19 protein-coding genes are annotated in these 16,888 nt (G+C 65.3%); 11 read left to right on the top strand and 8 right to left on the bottom strand.

Features of this window, described 5'->3' with window-relative positions:
- The first annotated feature begins 9 nt into the window (after positions 1–9).
- Entirely contained in the window at positions 10–933 is a 924-nt protein-coding gene (locus tag AC1DK9_RS07840; RefSeq protein WP_476915528.1) for an NAD(P)-dependent oxidoreductase, read from the top strand.
- Positions 934–1,090: 157 nt separating this feature from the next.
- On the opposite strand, the gene AC1DK9_RS07835 is transcribed toward AC1DK9_RS07840, so the two are convergent.
- From AC1DK9_RS07835 to AC1DK9_RS07820, 4 genes are all read right to left on the bottom strand, one after another.
- Positions 1,091–1,648 (bottom strand): NAD(P)H-dependent oxidoreductase, encoded by a 558-nt coding sequence (locus tag AC1DK9_RS07835; RefSeq protein ID WP_476915527.1) that lies wholly within the window; start codon positions 1,646–1,648, stop codon positions 1,091–1,093.
- 123 nt (positions 1,649–1,771) lie between these two features.
- Positions 1,772–2,167, bottom strand: coding sequence for a nuclear transport factor 2 family protein (locus AC1DK9_RS07830; RefSeq protein WP_476915526.1), 396 nt, complete (start codon positions 2,165–2,167; stop codon positions 1,772–1,774).
- Between the two features lie 46 nt (positions 2,168–2,213).
- A complete protein-coding gene (locus AC1DK9_RS07825) occupies positions 2,214–3,047 on the bottom strand; it encodes an alpha/beta fold hydrolase (RefSeq protein WP_476915525.1) in 834 nt (277 codons plus the stop codon).
- Between the two features lie 225 nt (positions 3,048–3,272).
- A complete protein-coding gene (locus AC1DK9_RS07820) occupies positions 3,273–4,232 on the bottom strand; it encodes a GlxA family transcriptional regulator (protein WP_476915524.1) in 960 nt (319 codons plus the stop codon).
- A gap of 377 nt (positions 4,233–4,609) precedes the next feature.
- Between AC1DK9_RS07820 and AC1DK9_RS07815 the strand changes: the two genes are divergently transcribed.
- The 7 genes from AC1DK9_RS07815 (at position 4,610) to AC1DK9_RS07785 (ending at position 9,899) form a co-directional block, all read left to right on the top strand.
- Positions 4,610–5,020, top strand: coding sequence for a hypothetical protein (locus AC1DK9_RS07815; RefSeq protein WP_476915523.1), 411 nt, complete (start codon positions 4,610–4,612; stop codon positions 5,018–5,020).
- Positions 5,021–5,311: 291 nt separating this feature from the next.
- On the top strand, positions 5,312–6,241 hold the full coding sequence (locus AC1DK9_RS07810; RefSeq protein WP_476915522.1) for a response regulator: 930 nt from the start codon (positions 5,312–5,314) through the stop codon (positions 6,239–6,241).
- A 322-nt stretch (positions 6,242–6,563) separates the two neighbouring features.
- Positions 6,564–6,788: a YegP family protein gene (locus AC1DK9_RS07805; RefSeq protein WP_476915521.1), complete on the top strand. Its 225-nt coding sequence runs from the start codon at positions 6,564–6,566 to the stop codon at positions 6,786–6,788.
- 644 nt (positions 6,789–7,432) lie between these two features.
- The gene (locus AC1DK9_RS07800; protein ID WP_476915520.1) at positions 7,433–8,182 is read left to right on the top strand and encodes a lytic transglycosylase domain-containing protein; all 750 of its coding nucleotides are present in this window, start codon (positions 7,433–7,435) and stop codon (positions 8,180–8,182) included.
- Positions 8,183–8,241: 59 nt separating this feature from the next.
- Positions 8,242–8,901, top strand: coding sequence for a dihydrofolate reductase family protein (locus AC1DK9_RS07795; RefSeq protein WP_476915519.1), 660 nt, complete (start codon positions 8,242–8,244; stop codon positions 8,899–8,901).
- A 144-nt stretch (positions 8,902–9,045) separates the two neighbouring features.
- Positions 9,046–9,348, top strand: coding sequence for a DUF4193 domain-containing protein (locus tag AC1DK9_RS07790; protein WP_476860854.1), 303 nt, complete (start codon positions 9,046–9,048; stop codon positions 9,346–9,348).
- Between the two features lie 125 nt (positions 9,349–9,473).
- On the top strand, positions 9,474–9,899 hold the full coding sequence (locus AC1DK9_RS07785; protein WP_476915518.1) for a DUF427 domain-containing protein: 426 nt from the start codon (positions 9,474–9,476) through the stop codon (positions 9,897–9,899).
- A gap of 27 nt (positions 9,900–9,926) precedes the next feature.
- On the opposite strand, the gene AC1DK9_RS07780 is transcribed toward AC1DK9_RS07785, so the two are convergent.
- Both AC1DK9_RS07780 and AC1DK9_RS07775 read right to left on the bottom strand, forming a co-directional pair.
- Positions 9,927–11,639, bottom strand: coding sequence for an ABC1 kinase family protein (locus tag AC1DK9_RS07780; protein WP_476915517.1), 1,713 nt, complete (start codon positions 11,637–11,639; stop codon positions 9,927–9,929).
- A gap of 3 nt (positions 11,640–11,642) precedes the next feature.
- Positions 11,643–12,185, bottom strand: a complete 543-nt coding sequence (locus AC1DK9_RS07775; RefSeq protein ID WP_476915516.1) for a PadR family transcriptional regulator — start codon at positions 12,183–12,185, stop codon at positions 11,643–11,645.
- Between the two features lie 122 nt (positions 12,186–12,307).
- Here AC1DK9_RS07775 and AC1DK9_RS07770 point away from each other — a divergent pair, with 122 nt between their 5' ends.
- Both AC1DK9_RS07770 and AC1DK9_RS07765 read left to right on the top strand, forming a co-directional pair.
- Positions 12,308–13,231: a LysR family transcriptional regulator gene (locus tag AC1DK9_RS07770; protein ID WP_476915515.1), complete on the top strand. Its 924-nt coding sequence runs from the start codon at positions 12,308–12,310 to the stop codon at positions 13,229–13,231.
- 441 nt (positions 13,232–13,672) lie between these two features.
- Complete coding sequence (locus tag AC1DK9_RS07765) at positions 13,673–14,590, top strand: NAD(P)-dependent oxidoreductase (RefSeq protein WP_476915514.1); 918 nt, start codon at positions 13,673–13,675, stop codon at positions 14,588–14,590.
- A gap of 20 nt (positions 14,591–14,610) precedes the next feature.
- On the opposite strand, the gene AC1DK9_RS07760 is transcribed toward AC1DK9_RS07765, so the two are convergent.
- Positions 14,611–15,396, bottom strand: a complete 786-nt coding sequence (locus AC1DK9_RS07760; RefSeq protein WP_476860848.1) for an isocitrate lyase/PEP mutase family protein — start codon at positions 15,394–15,396, stop codon at positions 14,611–14,613.
- Positions 15,397–15,611: 215 nt separating this feature from the next.
- Here AC1DK9_RS07760 and AC1DK9_RS07755 point away from each other — a divergent pair, with 215 nt between their 5' ends.
- The gene (locus AC1DK9_RS07755) at positions 15,612–16,415 is read left to right on the top strand and encodes a chitosanase (RefSeq protein ID WP_476915513.1); all 804 of its coding nucleotides are present in this window, start codon (positions 15,612–15,614) and stop codon (positions 16,413–16,415) included.
- A gap of 52 nt (positions 16,416–16,467) precedes the next feature.
- Here AC1DK9_RS07755 and AC1DK9_RS07750 read toward each other — a convergent pair whose 3' ends face one another.
- On the bottom strand, positions 16,468–16,872 hold the full coding sequence (locus AC1DK9_RS07750) for a nuclear transport factor 2 family protein (RefSeq protein ID WP_476915512.1): 405 nt from the start codon (positions 16,870–16,872) through the stop codon (positions 16,468–16,470).
- Positions 16,873–16,888: the final 16 nt, after the last annotated feature.

Raw genomic sequence — 16,888 nt, 5'->3', positions numbered from 1 at the left:
AACTCCTCCATGCAGAAAGACAATTACATGACCGGCAGCACCGCCACACCCGGCGCAACACCAACCGCACCTGCAATCACCCCTGGCAACGCCTCCGAACTTAACGTCGGCTGGGTCGGCCTCGGAGACCAGGGTGCCCCCATGGCACGCGCGATCGCCGAGGCGGGCTTCAAACTTAACATCTGGGTCCGCCGCGAGGCGTCCCTGGCCGCCCTCGACGGCCTCCCTTACGTCCGGCATGACACCCTCGCCGCGCTCGCCGCGTCCAGCGACATGGTCGGATTGTGCCTCCGCGAGGACTCCGACATCGAGGAGGTTCTCACGACAGGCGGCCTGCTCGAAAGCTCGCGGCCGGGCACCATTCTCATCAACCACGGCACCGGTCTTCCCGGTTATGCCGCCGCCATGGCCGAGCAGGGATCCCAAACTGGCGTGTTGGTCCTGGACGCCCCGGTGAGCGGCGGCAGGACCGGAGCCGAAGCACGTCAGCTGACGACTATCGTCGGCGGTCCCCGCGAAGCTCTGGAGATAGCCCGGCCCGTTCTAGAGTCCTTCTCCCGAAAGATCGCCTACATGGGGGAGGCAGGATCAGGCCAGACCGGAAAGCTCCTCAACAATGCCCTGCTGATGATGAACCAGAAGAACGTCCAGGATATCCTCGCCCTGGCCTGCGATCTGGACTTCGATCTTGGCGCGCTGACGGACTTGCTCCGCTCCGGAACCGGCCGAAGCTTCGCCCTCGAAGCACTCACCGGCGCCGTCACGACCGCCAACGCCGATCACCTCAAAGTCCTGCAGATCATCGACATGGATATCTTCGTCGAGGCCATGACAGGCCTCGGCCACGACGTCACCGATATCGACAACTACGCACGCGCCGGCGCCAGCGGCCTGCCCTCTGCCGCCCGCTTGATCGCCGACGTCGCCCGCTAGAGCCTGGAGTCAACGATGCGGCGGCTGGCCGGGGCGACGTCGTCGGGCTCCTCAGCGGCATGGCGGGCTGAATCGGCAAGCCGGAAAACCCTGCCAGCCGGAGCCGCAGGCACCCAACGGCTCCGGACCATGGTTAGGCCGTTGGGCGCCGGTGTCACTAAACGTGCCCGGGAACGGCGTTTCGTTCCAGCAGGTTCCGGTAGTGCCGGGCCAGGTCCTGCAGCTGCTCATCCGTCAGGTCACGTACCCCGTGCAGGACGAAGGGGCTGAGCCACTGCATTCCGAGCCGACGGGCCGTGGCTTGCAGAGGGATGAGGATGTCGGTGTAGTCCCATCCGTGGAAACCGTCGGGGGAGTAGGCATCCCGGGTGCCTCCCGTGCTGGTGGCGACGCGCAGTGTCTTGCCAGCAAGGGCCCCCGGCGCCCCGGTGCCGTAGGCCCAGCCGCGGACCAGCACCTCATCCAGCCAGCTCTTGATGAACGCCGGCGGGGCGTACCAGTGCGTGGGGTACTGCAGCACGATGTCGTCCGCTGCCTCCACCGCAGCTCTTTCCTCAGCAAGGTCGATCCGGCCGTCCGGGTACAGGCGGCGCAGGTCGCGCACCGCGAGACCGGGTGCACCCTCCAAAGCGGCGGCAAGGGCGTGATTCACTCGGGACCGGCTGAGATCGGGGTGGTCAAGAAGAACCAAGGCTTTGGCGTTTGGGTATGTCACTGTCGTTTTCCTTTCTGGGCGAGGGGTTGTGGCCGGGGGCGGGACTGCCGGCACCTGGGGTGGCGGGTGCCTTCCCGAGTCGCACCGCCTCGGATCGGTCGGGCAGACCGCGGCGCACTTTGGTCAGTAAGTGGGATTATCGGCAGGGGGTGCTACCTGGTTGTTCCACTGCCAATGTGCTGTTGCCGCCCCGTCCGCGTTGAGGGTCACCACCCAAAGGTTGTCAAAAGTTCCAAGAGCGGGATATACGCCGGTTCCCTGAGCAGCGAAGGTGTCTCCCGTCAGGTGGAGGAGCTTCCAGCCGAAAGTCCAGGAGGCTGTGCCACTCCACCCTGACCTCAGTTTCCATCCCGCGATAATTTCGTCCAGACCATGCCAGTCGGTCTCATAGGGACGTTCGTGGAACTCGGCGTCCGGGGCGTAGACGCTGGATATGTCATCCAAGCGGTTCGTCCTCCACGCCTGGACATACCGATCGATCCATCGGCTCGCCTCGTGCTCACTGAGGACCTTGTCCATCTTTCTGGTCTCCTTTCAGGAACTCGCGTACGTGAGGAAGCGGTGGCTATTTGGCCAGGAAGCGGAGCAGGATTTCGTTGATCTCGGCGGCGTGCGTCCAGAGCATGCCGTGCGGTGCATCCTGGAGCTCCACGTACTCCGCGGACGGAAGACGCTTGGTGAACTCGCGGCCTGTCGCGTCGATTGGCAGGATGCGGTCCTGCGCTCCGTGCACGATCAGGGTCGGGATTGTGATTTTGTCGACGTCGGAGCGGAAGTCCGTCAGCCATGAGTCGACGACGGCGAACGACGCGTACCAGGACGAGCCGGCGGCGACGTTCCAGGCGTTGCGAAGCGCTTCCTCGCTGAGGCGGCTTCCGAGGAAAACGTCGGTGTTGAAGAAGTTGTTGTAGAAGTCGGCGAACCAGGCGTAACGGTCCTCAATGGCGGCGGTGCGGATGCCGTCGAACACCGAAGACGGAACGCCGCTGGGGTTGTCTTCGGTCTGCAGGAGGAACGGTTCGAGAGAGGCAAGAAACACTGCCTTGGCTACACGGGCCTGGCCGGAGGTGCCGATGTAACGTCCGACTTCGCCGGTGCCCATCGAGAAACCGACCAGGACGGCGTCCTGGAGGTCCAGGGTTTCGAGTACGGCGTTAAGGTCGGCTGCGAAGGTGTCGTAATCGTAGCCGGTGGTCGGTTTGCTGGATTTGCCGAACCCCCGGCGGTCGTAGGCGATGACGCGGTAACCGCCATTCAAGAGGGCCGCGGTCTGCTTTTCCCAGGAGCCGCCATCCAGAGGGTAGCCGTGGATGAGGACAACCGGCTGGCCGGCCCCGTGGTCCTCGTAGTAGAGCTCGATTTCCGTGCTGTTTTCGGTACCGACGTTGATGTAGCCCATGATTTTGATCCTTGTCTCGACGGCGGAGAACTGACGTTCTCGCGCCGCCATCACATCTGCGGATGGAGTTTGTCCAGTTCCGGCCGGGTGACCGGCAATGGTTCCGGTTTTTACCGGATGTATCCAGCATTGACCCGGCAACGCGCTGGCGGACCCGCGAATCCCGTCAACCATCCCCCAGATAGCGTCAGCCTATGATCGAGCGGGCGGTGAGGTTCGGAAGCCTCAGGGCTGTGACAGGAGATTTTCCAGATAGAGCGACGGACTCATTCCGATCCGCTGCGTGAAGACGCGCCTCATCGTTTCGGCACTGCCGAATCCGCTGGCGGCCGCCGTCGCGGCGACGGTGGCTCCCCTCTGGAGCATGCCTTGAGCCGCCTCTATGCGCACCATTTCGACGTACCGACCAGGAGTGGTGTTGGTTGCCTCTTGAAATCGCCGGGTGAGGCTACTGGCGCTGAGATTCGTCATGGCGGCCATGGCGTCAATCGAGTAGTTCGCGGCTGGGTCGGCCGTGATGCTGTCGAGGAGTTTGCGGAGGACGTGGTCCCTGGGGGCGCTCACGCGGACCGCGACAGGACGCTGGGACTGGCCTCCCGGCCGTTGATTAAAAATGACCATTTGACGGACGACGGCGCGCGCGACGTCGGGGCCGTAGTCGTCTTCAACTATGAACAGGGCCAGGTCGACCCCGGAACTGACTCCCGCTGAGGTGATGATCGAACCGTCTTGCACGAATAACGCGTCAGGGACGACACGTACCAGCGGATATGACCTGCTGAACCTTTCGATTTGGGTCCAGTGGGTGGTCGCGTTGCGGTAGTTCAGCAAGCCCCTGTGCGCCAGCAGAAAAGCACCGGTACAGACGGAGGCGATCCTGTCGGCATCATCCGTTAGACCGGAAACCGCCTCGACCAGCCCCTGCTCGAAGGACTTCGCCACCATCCCGTAGGCACCCGGAACGATGATTGTGTCCAAGGCGCCCGTCTGGCCGGCTGCGGCCTCTACGGTCAGATAGTGCCCATTGGAGGCGCGCTTGGCCTTGCCGTCGGCGGAAATCAAAACAGTCTCGTAGCGCGCCCCGAAGGCATTTGCGTGGTGAAACACATCCGCTGGCCCGGCGATGTCCACCATCGTAACGTTGTCGTGGATCAAGAACCCAATGACCTGGCTTCGATCACTCACTTCTCACCGTAGTCTCTTGAGCTGTGGGGCTGCGCAAAGGGTGCTGCCGACGGGCGCCTGCCCGGATGGCCTCCAACAATCATCGAACCTGACCCCTGAGTTCGCAACATACGAGACCCGCAGTGGTCACACCGACGCTCAAGTCGTCACCGCCGTTCGGTGCCGATGACGAGCCAGCCCTGGCGCAGCTGAACCTGCTGGAAAGCGGGGTTGACGCCCTGGGGGTGCGGACCGCTCCGATGGGCTTGCAGCAGCGCCCCGGGCCAGGTCGATCACCGGGGCTGCAGCCGTGTTCCAGACTAGGATCGGGGAGAGAACCAGCATGTCCCCGGCTAGCGGAGGCAGCCGTCAAGACAGCTCAAGGGGAGACAAACTTCATGCCCGAACAATCCGGCCGCCGCGCCAGGCACGGCTGTACGCCCGTTGATCCCGCCAAATTCATCCCCATTCACCGTCCCAGTAACGCATCGCTGCGCGGCGCAGTGGTCACCGGGTTCGTTCTATGGATCGCGGCTGGAGCAATTTCCGCTGGATGGCTGGCCTCCTGCTTCAGCACTCAACTGCCGTTCTTCCTGACCGCCGCAGTGTTGGGCGCAACCCTGGTCACGGTTCTGGGCGTCCGAAATACCAAGCGGATGGGCCGGCGTCGGCGGGAAGATTTCATCCGTTGCGGCGGCGATCCGACCGGGATGACCGACCTGATGTTCGGGTCGATGCGTGGGTTCCGGACGCCGGAGGGGGAGTGGGAGGTTCCCGAGCAGGGTTCCGGCGACTACCAAGGCATCTGACCGCCCCAAGGTGGGAATCCGATGCTGATGGTGAGGCGGGTTCTGACTCCGGACAGATACCGCGGGTCCGTGGTATTTCTTGGGCCGGAATGTGGCCTGAGTCATTTCCGCTCAAGTCGTCAGGTTCCGTCCCTGATTAGGTCTAGCGTGGCGAGTACAGATCCCTTGCGTACAGATACGCGCCAGCTGCTGGGGCCGGTCCGGGATCAGGGCTCGTTTCACGTCGGAGAGAACGGCGTGGGGAGCCCGCCTACGGCGCCTTCCAGTCAAAGGCGAAGGAACGGAACAGCAATGATGGCTGACCCGAAGACCTGCGCGCCCGATTCCGGCTACGGCGGGGGATTGTACGTACTGGACAATCACGAGGTTGTGAGGCGCGGGTTACGCCACCTGATTGAGTCGGCCGGATTGGCCGTGGCCGGGGAGTCGGGTTCGGCGCGCGAAGCCATCCGGCGGATTCCCGCCCTACGACCGGTGCTTGCGGTTCTTGACGATGATCTTCCTGACGGGTCCGGTGCGGACGTTTGCCGTGCCGTCGCCGTTACGGACCCTTCCATCCGCTGTGTCTTGATGACCAATGGAGATGACGAATCCGTGCTCATCGAATCTATCCTGGCCGGTGCCTGGGGTTGCTTGTCCAAACAGGACGACAGCGGCGACCAGCACAGGTTGATCCGCAGGGTACTGGCTGGCCAGACCGCTTACAGCAGCCGGTTCGTTCCGGGGCTCCGGGTCCGGGTGCCGGGGCGGGGAGCTGACTGTACGGAGGAGACGCTCCGGCGCCTATCCAATCGGGAAGCCTCCGTGGCGCTCGGCTTGGCAAGAGGTTTAAGCAACCGCCAGATCAGCCGGGAAATGTTTCTAGCGGAGAAGACAGTTAAGAATATGGTCTCGTCAATACTGGACAAGCTCGGCATKGAACGCAGGACCGAGGTTGCGGTGCTCGTCGCCGGGGAGCTGAGTCGCCCCGAGGTTTCCGCCGGCGCCGGCTACAGGTCCTGTGGGGTTCCGGACCTGATTGCTGAGGTCACCGCTTCCCTGACGGACTGCATCAGCGAGGACCCCGCCGGGCCACGGACGAGCGCCGGACGTGCCGCGGCCACGGTTCGTCTATCCGCTGCCCTAGACGCGGCCCGGGCCGACCCGATGGGGCGCGGCTCCCTGCTGAACCGACGCGGCGGGTGGACGCCTGGATCGGGACATATTGTCCCGGCGCCTTGAGTGGAGATCCTGCGTCCGGGCATCGAAGCGCCCCGGCTCTATCCCGGGGACCCATTGGGACGCTAGGGGCCGATCACTTTCGGCCTATTGTTCGACATAGCAATGGTCGGTACGGAGCTCCGTTGCGGCCCGTATCTTTTGGGGGCGGAGCGCACCGGTTGTCGTTTCCGTGGGAGTTCAACACAGAGGAAGTCCATGATCGCTTCGGGTCTTTCGTCCCTGACAATGGCGGACGGACCGGCGCATGCTGTAAAGGAGTGTTCCGGCCAGGTAACGGTGCAACGCAGACCAAGGGCAGAGATGCCCGGGAGGACCAAAAATCATGGCAGGGACATTCGAGTTGTTTACCGACCCCCAGTCGCACGTCCGGTTCCGGCTTCTGGCGCCGGACGGGACCGTACTGGCCCTCTCACAGCCCTTCGGGGATAAGGATGAAGCTGCGGCGGCCATCGTCAACGTGCGCGAATGCGCCGGGACGGGTTTGATCCAGGACCACTGCACCGACCGCACGCGGCGCGCACCAGGCTCGACCCGAACCGCCGCTTGAGATCCGTGAATCTGCGGGCCGGCCGGACCATTTTGTCTGCCGGCACCATCACTCGTCGGTGGACAGCTTGTTGCTCGGCCAACCAAGGGATGTCACATGTCCAATGATCCAGACGAATCAGGCACTAACGGGGAACAGTCCGGCAGCACGGCGGAGCTGCCGGAAGAGAACAAGCCTGCAGAGAGGCCCAGTCGGCCCCTTCCGGCCCGAACCATTAACCTGTTCGGGTACGAGCGCGGTCACTGGCCACCGCTCTAGAGTGGCGCTGGCCGCATAGGCGGCCAGCCGGACACGGAGTCGGGGTGGCGTTCACGCTTGGGGCGGAGACTGCGTTGCGGGACCATCGGTCCGGTACCACCATCGGAGCCGCCGGCTGCTTGACGGCTCCAACTGAGCCCGGACCGGTTTCTAGGTGGCCAGGGGGCCTGGTACTGCTGAAGACCGCCACCTACTTCCAGCTGAAGCTCAGGCGGACCCCTGACCAGCATGCGCCCTCATCGGCGCAATAGCGAGCGGGTCAACCGGAATGGCGCCGGCCGACACGTTACATCCACGGATCCCGGTCACCGCCACCGTCAGCGGCAGAAGATGCTGTGTCGCGGACAACGTCAGCGCCATACGGGCGTAAATGGTTTGATTGGTCAGTGCTCCGTCTCAAACGCCTTCTGGTTTTCGGCTTGTTCGCCCTGTGCATCATCATCGCGTTCTCGTTCTGGGTAATCCGGCAGCCCGGCGCGGACTCAGCCGGGGCCCCTCCTGCACCGCCGCGGGCCGGGGCAAAGCTTGAAATGTTGTCCACCGGGATCACAACCGCCGTGAACGTCAGCCGGAACCCTGATGCCCAGTGGCTCACCCGCGCCGCCGCGCAGACCGGGATCCCGGCCCGCGCGCTCCGGGCTTATGTGGCCGCGGCCGTCTCGGCCAATGATGCGACGCCCGGCTGCGGGATCGGGTGGAACACCGTGGCGGCCGTGGGTTTCGTCGAATCAGCGCACGGATCATACGGCGGCGGCAGCCTTAACAGCGCCGGGCAGGCGAGCGGCCCAATCGTGGGACCCAGCCTCAACGGCGTCGGCTTTGCCGCCATCGCGGACACGGACGCCGGTGCCTTGGACGGTGATGCCCGTTGGGACCACGCCGTCGGGCCCATGCAGTTCATTCCCTCCACCTGGCAGCTCGTCGGGCGGGACGGGAACGGTGACGGAAAAGCGGATCCGCTCAATATCGACGACGCCGCCCTCAGCGCGGCGACGTATCTGTGCGGCAGCGGCCGCGACCTCACTACGGCGCAAGGATGGACCGACGCCATTTACGCCTACAACCAGTCGGGCGACTACATCCGCCAGGTGCGCAGCCACGCCACTGCCTATGCCGAGAAGGCTGGAACCCCTTGAGTCGCGGGGTGCGATCCTCGTAGAGTGTCCGCAAACGTCCAGCAGCCCAAGGAGATGACATGTCCCTCGTCCGCGTGCACAACTTCTCGGTCTCCCTGGACGGCTTCGGCACCGGCGAGGACCAGCGACTCGAAGCTCCATTTGGACACGCTGGCTCACGGCTCATGGAATGGGCCTTCGAGACGCGCACCTTCCGGGAGATGGGCTTCCACGGGGAGTCGGAAGGCTCCTACGGCGTCGACGAGGCTTTCGCCAGCCAGTGGAAGCCAGGGATCGGGGCGGAGATCATGGGTCGAAACAAGTTCGGTCCTCAACGCGGCCCCTGGCAGGACGAGGAATGGAAAGGGTGGTGGGGCGATAACCCCGTCTTCCACACCCCCGTCGTTGTTCTGACACACCATCCCCGGCCGACACTCGAAATGGAGGGCGGGACAACCTTCCATTTTGTCGACGCCGATCCTGTCTCGCTGCTTCAGCAGGCCCGCGCCCTGGCCGGAGACCTCGACGTCCGGATTGGTGGCGGCGTCCGGACCATCCGCCAGTTCCTTGAGGCCGATCTGATCGATCACATGCACATCGTCCTCGTGCCGATCGTCCTGGGGCGAGGGGAACGGCTCTGGGATGGACTCGAAGACCTTGAACAGCGCTTTGACATCGAAGCCACCCCTTCTCCCCTCGGAGTCACCCACCTGGTCTTCACGCGGCGCGCGGCCGGGTAGGTAGGCCGAGTAGGCCAGTCCGGCAGTGGCGTTCTGTCACTTTGCACACTCCGCGAAGCTTGTACCCCGAAACAGGGAATTACGTAGCCACTTCGTACGTTGCACCTGCGTCAGCTAAGAACGACGGAAGAGAGAATGACCTAAGTGGCAACTGATTACGACGAAGTACGTTCCGACGTCAAGGAATCCCAGGAACGCTCCCTGGAAGCGCTGCAGTCCGCCAACGCGCCGGATGCCCGCAGCGTTGTCCGGGAACTGGACGAATCCGATGCACTGGATGATGCCATCACCCCCGGCGGAGAGTTTGTCGCCGAGGAACTCGTCGTTGAAGTCATTCCCCAGGCCGAAGACGAGTTCACCTGCTTCTCCTGTTTCCTGGTCCGGCATCGTTCCCAGCTCGCGAGCCAAAGGAACGGACATTCGTACTGCATCGAGTGCGAAGGCTAGGACGACCCAGGTCTCCGGTTAATATGACTCCTGCTCACGGGTTTCCCGGCTTCCTACGGCGTCCGCAGCCCATCAAACCTGAGGCCGGTCAAGAGTCGGTCTGGGACTATCCGCGGCCGCCGAGGGTGGAGCCGCGGTCGGAACGGATCGTTGTCCGGCTCGGCGGCCAGGTGATTGCCGACACCACCGATTCAGTGCGCGTCCTGGAAACGAGTCATCCGCCGGTCTACTACCTGCCGCTGGATGCCTTTTCCGCCGGCGTCCTGGTCCCGGTCGAGGGCACCAGCTTCTGTGAGTTCAAGGGGCAGGCGCACTACTTCGACGTCGTGGCCGGCGGTGTTGTGGTTCCCCGCGGCGGGTGGACCTATCCCGATCCCGCCCGGGGGTTCGAAGCGCTGAGCACCAGGGTGGCCCTCTACCCGGCCCGCATGGATTCCTGCGAGGTCGACGGCGAGCGAGTGGCCGCCCAGGCGGGTGACTTCTACGGCGGCTGGATCACCAGGCAGATCGTCGGTCCCTTCAAGGGCGGTCCGGGCACCGGCGGGTGGTAGTCCGAGCGGTTTGTCCTCACACCGCACTCAGAGGCCTCGGCGCCCCGCCCACAGCCCGTGGAGCAGCGGAACAACCGACCCAACCATCAGCACGTTGCCGAGCAACAAGTCATCCGCCCGGACCACGGCGCCTGCAATGAGCAGCGCGCCGAAGACCAGCGCCGACGCGGCTCGCTGCGCCGTGCGGTCCAGCCGGGCCAGCTGCCGTTCGAGGCGCGGATTGGCCACGGACAGTGGCCCCTCCTCGAACCCGGTGATCAGGCCGTCCAGGCGTTTCGGCAGGCGCACGGCCACCCCGGCGGCGTCGAGCACCTGCTGTGCCACATCCTGGACGAGGTTGCCCCGTTCGTCGCGCAGCAGCTGCGCCGCATAGGGTTCGACGGCGTCCCAGAGATTGAAGCGGGCGTCCAGCGAGCTGCACACACCCGAGGTCAGCGACATCGCCCGGATGATGAGCAGGAAATTTTCCGGCAGCTGGAACGGCAGCGAGCGGACCAGATCGCCGAACTCCACGGCGAACTCGAGGAACTCCTGCTGGTCCACCTCGCGAAGCTCGGCAAAGCCCATCCCGCCGAAGCGGGCGAAGAGCTGCGTCATCGCCCGCTCCAGCTCTGCCCTGTCGGCCGTCGGAACCAGCACCCCCACGTCGCTGATCGCGTTGACCAGTCCCTTGCCGTCACGCGAGGCGGCCGCGATCAGCAGCTTCCGTAGGCCGCTGCGGGTGCGCGGCGGAACTTCGCCCATCATGCCGAAGTCGATGAACGTCAGCTTCCACGGGCGAGCCGCCGATGGATCGGTAACCGGGGTGACAAAGATGTTGCCGGGGTGCGGGTCTGCATGGAAGAACCCGTTGGTAAACAGTTGGTCGAACATCACCGAGGCAAAAACCGGCGCCACCTTCGCCGGGTCAATTCCCGCCGCGAGAAGCGCCCCGGCGTCGGTGATCTTGATCGCCGCAACGTCTTCGAGAACAAGCGCGCGGCGGGTGCTCCACTCCCATGCGACCTCGGGCACGTCCACCCGGTCATCATCGGCGAAATCAGCCGCGAAGCGCTCCGCGTTCGCCGCCTCATGCAGGTAGTCGATCTCGTCGAGGCTGATCTGTGCAAACTCCTCGACCAGGGCCGGCATGTCCGCGCGGCTGGACACCAGGCGCACGCGGCTGAGCCATCCGCCGACCTTCCGCAGGGCCGCCAGGTCGACGTCGATAATCTCGCGGATGCCCGGGCGCTGCACCTTCAAGACCACGCTGTGAAGCCCGGCGTCGGCGGCATTGGCGGGCAGGAGCCGTGCTCGATGTGCCTGCCCAAGCGATGCCGCGGCGATCGGGACCTCCTCTACTGAGTCGAAAACCTGGTCCAGCGGGGCACCCAGCTCCGCCTCGGCAAGGGCGCGGATTGCGGGGAACGGAACGGGCGGCACCTCATCCTGCAGCCCCTCCAGCTCCTTGGTGATTTCGGGCGGAAGCACGTCGAGCCTGGACGACAGGAACTGCCCGACCTTGATCATCAGGCCGCCGAGCTCCACCGCGAGCACATGGAAGCGCTGCGCGAAACGGCGCATCCGCTTCGTCCGGGTACGCCCGGCAACGCTGCCCAGCCCCACCCGGGGGAGGAACAGTTCAAACCACCAGGTCTCCGCGAGATGCCACGCGGCGAAGCGCAGGATCCGACGGTAGCGTGCACGGGTGTCCCCGGCGCCGGGAACCGGATCCGCCCGGTCCCGGCGGCCCGACGGCACCGGTCAGTCCTGGGCGAGGATCGAATACAGCCGGCGACGCGCCTCGTTGAGCACCGCCACGGCCTGCTGCACCTGCTCTGGCGAGCCCGTGCGGCCCACCTGGGAGGCAGCCTGCGCGAGCTCGACTCCGGCCTTGGGTAGCGCCGCGAAACCGGGGCCGGCTGCGTGGCCCGTAGGCTCCCACGGTGCCGACGCATCGGCGCCGGCGACTTCCTCCCGGCCCGCCTCGGTTAGCGAGTAGATCTTGCGGCCGTTGGACTCCTCGGCACGGATCAGCCCCTCATCGGCCAGGAGCTGCAAGGTGGGGTAGACGGAGCCGGCACTCGGCTTCCAGCTGCCGCTGCTGCGCTCCTCGATTTCACGGATGATTTGGTAGCCGTGCATCGGCCGCTCAGCGAGCAGGGCGAGTACCGCCGACCGCACCTCGCCACGACCCGCACGGGTTCCCGAGCGCTTCTCGAACCGCGCGCGCAGGTCTTCAACCGCCTGCCACATGCTGTCAATGTTGGGTGCTCCAAAGCCGCCGGCCGGGTATGAACTACGCATGCTGGTCTCTCCTTAGTGAGTCGCGAACGATACTCAACGATACATTCCGATATAGGGGAAAACTAGGGGTTGGAGCGGCCGGGGTGGTGGATTCGTTGTCTGCGTGCGGTAGACCAGAAGCTATGATCTTCAGCCAGCTTGAATACATGGTCGCGTTGGCCCGGGAGCGCCACTTCGCACGGGCGGCCGAGAGTTGCTCGGTGTCCCAGCCGGCCTTGTCCGAGGGCATCAGGAAGCTTGAAGTCGAGTTGGGCGTCCCGTTGATCCGGCGCGGCAATAGGTTCGAAGGTCTGACGGCCGAGGGTGAACAGATTGTGGTGTGGGCGCGCCGCATTCTGGCGGACCGCAGTGCCCTGACGGCGCAGATCGCGGCCATGCGGTCCGGCGTGACGGGACAGCTTCGAATCGGCACGATCCCGACCGCGTCACCCGCCGTGTCCGGGCTGACCGCCGCTTTTTGCGCGGCGCATCCTCTGGCCAACGTCCATGTCGCGTCCGACCTCAGGTCCGAGGACGTGCTGCGGCTGCTGGCCGACTACGAAATTGACGCCGGAATTAGCTACGTCGCCGACCCGGTTCCGGACGGTTTTGAGATGACCAGCTTGTACCGCGAAAAGTATGTGCTCCTCACGTCGGAGGCCCACGGGGCATTCAAGGGCACTGCGGTGGGCTGGTCGGACGCCGCGACACTGCCTCTGTGCCTGTTGGACCGGTCGATGCAGGGGCGCCGGCAGGTGGACGAAGCGTTCCTGGACGTGGGTTTGACCGCTGACCCGCGGCTTGAGACGGACTCGGTCGCTTCGCTCCTGGCCCAAATGAGCGCCGGCCTGTGGGCCACCATTGTGCCGGCGGCTTGGTTGCATGTGTTTCGGATTCCCCGTGGCCTGCGCGCCCTCCGGCTGATCGGATCGGAGCGGCGGCCACACATCGGGCTCGTGACGCTCTCTCGCGAGCCGCAAAGCGTCCTTGCACGCGCGCTCACTGAGGTGGCCCGTGGGATCGATCTCACATTCTTGGAAAATGCGCCGGCTGACCAGCAGGAATAAACATTCCCTATCGCGCGATGGACTTTTCTTCTTTGAAAGCTATCGCTGCTCGGAGAAGGGTGGGTAGCAGCCGCGGGCTCAGGAAGAGCCCGGACGCGGCACTTCACGGCGCGGCCTCTTTGGACGCCTGTCTAAGCAATTGGAGATTCCTTGAGTACTTTTGCCACTCACCAGCCACTCCGCGGACCGGCCAGGAAGGCCGCCTACACGGATACCGACACCCTTCATCGCTCGGCCCCGGCGAAGAGGACGCTGCCGGGCGGGTACACCGACGTCGACGTCCTGGCCGGGGGGCGGGCCGAGCATGCGGGGCGACCGGGCAGCTACGCGGACGTCCACACCCTGGTGGGTAGGATGACTGCCTGGGACAGTCAGGGCCGCCAGGGCAGTTACACAGACGTGGATCGCTAAGGCACCCGCAACGATCGAGAGGACTCCGGGATGGACACGAAACGCAAGGTGGCTGTGCTCGGCACCGGCATCATGGGGGCCGCGATGGCCCGGAATCTGCTGCGGGCCGGACACGAAGTCCACGTGTGGAACCGCGACCAGGCCAAGACCGTCCCGCTCGGCGACGCCGGGGCGCAGATAGCCGGGTCCCCGGCTGAGGCTGTTGCGGGCGCGGACGTTGTATTGACCATGCTCTTTGATGCTGCCGCCGTGGTCGACGTGATCCGGCATGCGGCAGCGGGAGTCCGCCCGGGCACCGCCTGGGTGCAGTGCACGACCGTCGGTGTGCACGACGTCGCAGCCCTCGCGGACCTGGCGAACGAGGTAGGCCTCGACCTGGTCGAAGCGCCCGTTTCCGGCACCCGCGAGCCCGCTGAGGCCGGCCAGCTTATAGTGATCGCGGCCGGCCCGGACGCGGTGCGTGAACGCGTGGCGCCGGTCCTGGACGCCATCGGTGCGCGCACGGTCTGGACGGGGCAGGACGCGGCCGCGGGCTCGGCAACCCGGCTGAAGCTCGTCGTCAACAGCTGGGTCATCGCCGCCTCAAATGCCGCCGGTGAGATCCTGGCCCTCGCCGAGGCGCTCGGGGTGGATCCCGGGCAGTTCTTCGGGCTGATCGACGGCGGCGGCCTCGATCTGCCCTTCCTGCGAACCAAGGCCGGCCTCATCCTCGAAGACCGGCTGGAACCGGCGTCCTTCGCGGTCGACACATCCCTGAAAGACGCCCGGCTGATCCTCGATGCCGCCCGGGAGCAGGGTGTTCGGCTAGACGGGGTGGAGGCATCGGCCGAGCGCCTCGAACGAGTCGCCTCCCAGGGCCGCGCAAAGCAGGACATGGCCGCTGCCTATTACGCCGGAATCAGGCAGGACCCCGGCACCGCTGGCAGCCTGGGGCTCCCCGCGAGTTAGGTCGGGGCGGCCCGGCCGAGTCAATTCTCGGAACGTTCGCTAAAGGACACCAAGCGCGATTGCATCTCCCAGTACGGGGTGGCGGCCGGCGCCTGCTTGCCATCGCGCAGGGCGGTGACTACGTTCACCGCGGCGTCGACGGCGGCTCGGTAAGGCAGGGAGCCGGAACTCACCCGCCTGACCCCCAGCTCACCCAGTTCAGGGACGGTCAGTGAGGGATGTGCCAGCACGTTAACCGGCAGCGCGACACCGGCGGTGACGGCCTGGATGTCGTCCGGAGCCGCAAGCCCGGGGACAAAGATTCCGTCCGCCCCGGCGTCGGCGTAGAGACCGGCGCGGCGCAGGACGGCGTCGACGGTGGCCTGTTCGCCGAACCAGATGTTGTCTACCCGCGCGTTGACAAACACGGCCGGACTGCGTCGCTTGACTGCGGCGACCTTGTCCGCGACGACTGCTGGATCAACCAGATGACCGGCCGTGCTGTCCTCCAGGTTGACCCCGGCCAGGCCGAGCGCAGCCAGTTGGGCCACGAAGTCCGCAACCTCGGCCGGGTCATCGGAGTAACCGTCCTCGATGTCCGCCGTGATGTGGACCGGCAGGCGGCACAGGCGGGCCACCAGAGCGGCCGTTGCCGCCTTGCTGGAGCGGCCTCCGTCCGGGAGGCCTGCACTCGCAGCGATGCCAAAGCTGGTGGTGCCGACGGCAGGGAATCCCGCATCGGCGAATGCCAGGCCGGATCCGGCGTCCCACGCATTCGGCAATAGGAACGGCGTTGCGGCGTAGTGGAGGTCCCGAAACGTAGTCATTTTCAATCCCATCCCTTGCCAAACGAATAGGTGGATTCCCGTTCAGTTTACAAACGCGTCCGGCCGCCGCAAGGGATGGACGGCAGGCCGGATAACAGTCCGCCGGCGCGGACAGGATGCGAGGGGTCCGGCGTCGCTGCACAGTGCCGGAAAGGCCCTATTGCGCCGGCCGGCGGACTGCTAGGCTCGGCGCCACGACAACTTCGGGAGGTCTGGTGTTTGATCGACTTTTTGGACGAAAAGACCAGCAGGCAAACGGCGAAACCCAATCCCGGGCGGATATCGCCAATCCGGTGTACAAGGAGATCGCGCTCCAGCTCACCTCCACCGCAGAGAATTCGACTCCTGACTGGACCACGTCCTATGGCTACATCGAGGACATCGATGACGGGCGCGGCTACACCGGCGGCCTGGTGGGGTGGTGCAGCGGCACCGGCGATATGCTCGAGCTCCTCCAGGCCTACTCGAATGCCGCCCCCGGGAATCCGCTGGCGCAGTACCTGCCGAGCCTGCAGCAGATCATGGAGGCGCCCTACAAGGAACGCCCGGCCTTGAGCCACCGGCTGCTGGACCCTGGCTTCGCTGCCGGCTGGAAGGCCGCTGCTGGTGACCCGGCCTTCCAGCGGACCCAACAGCAGGAGCGGGACAGGGTCTATTGGCAGCCTGCGTTCGAAGAAGCTGTCCGGGACGGCGTTGGTCCGCTGGGGCTTGCGATCTACTATGACGTCTCGGTCAACCACGGCCCGGGGGACGACGACGAGTCGTTCGGTGGCATTCTGGCCGCAGCCCGGAAGTCGGAACGCCCCCCGGCCCAAGGCGGAGAAGAGGCCAAGTTCCTCGCCGCCGTCGTGAAGGACAGGGTGAAAGTCCTCAAGGCCTGGGGCGATTACCAGAAGCACGGGCGCCAGGATATCCACAACGGGCTTTTGGAAGCAGGAAACCTTGAGCTCACGCCACCAATCAGCTGGTCTGTTTATGACGACCCGTATGAGCTCGGATCGTATCCCCAAGTGAGGTAACGGCCCGCCGCCCGCCGGGGTGCCGCCGTCGACCGGGGTACCGGTGGCAGGTTTACGGATTCTCCGTCACGGTGTCGCCATGCCGATGCGCAACTTTCCATTCGCCGTCCTCGCGCCGGTAAACCTGGGTGGCCCGCAGCGTGTAGGCCCGCGGCTCACCGTTCACGGACGCAGAGGTGTGTTCGAGGCCCGCCGTGTAGGCCATGTCGCCCACCACGTCATATGCCTGCAATTCGAACACATAGGACGTGCAGTCCGAGAAACTCTTCGCGAGCCCCGTGAACAGCTCATCCAGTTCCCGCTGGCCGTTCGCGTTGCGCCATGCACCCAGGACGCTCACGGGTTCATTGCGGGACCAGAGCGCCCGGCGGGGCGCTGCGTCGCCATTGTGCAGGGCCAGTTCCGCCTGGTACAGCGCGGTCTGGACCCAGGCCAAGAAGTCCTCACGCTCATTCATGCCACCAGTATGCTCC

Source organism: Arthrobacter sp. 01T414 (assembly GCF_056398965.1).
This window is presented reverse-complemented; position numbering and strand designations above follow the sequence as displayed.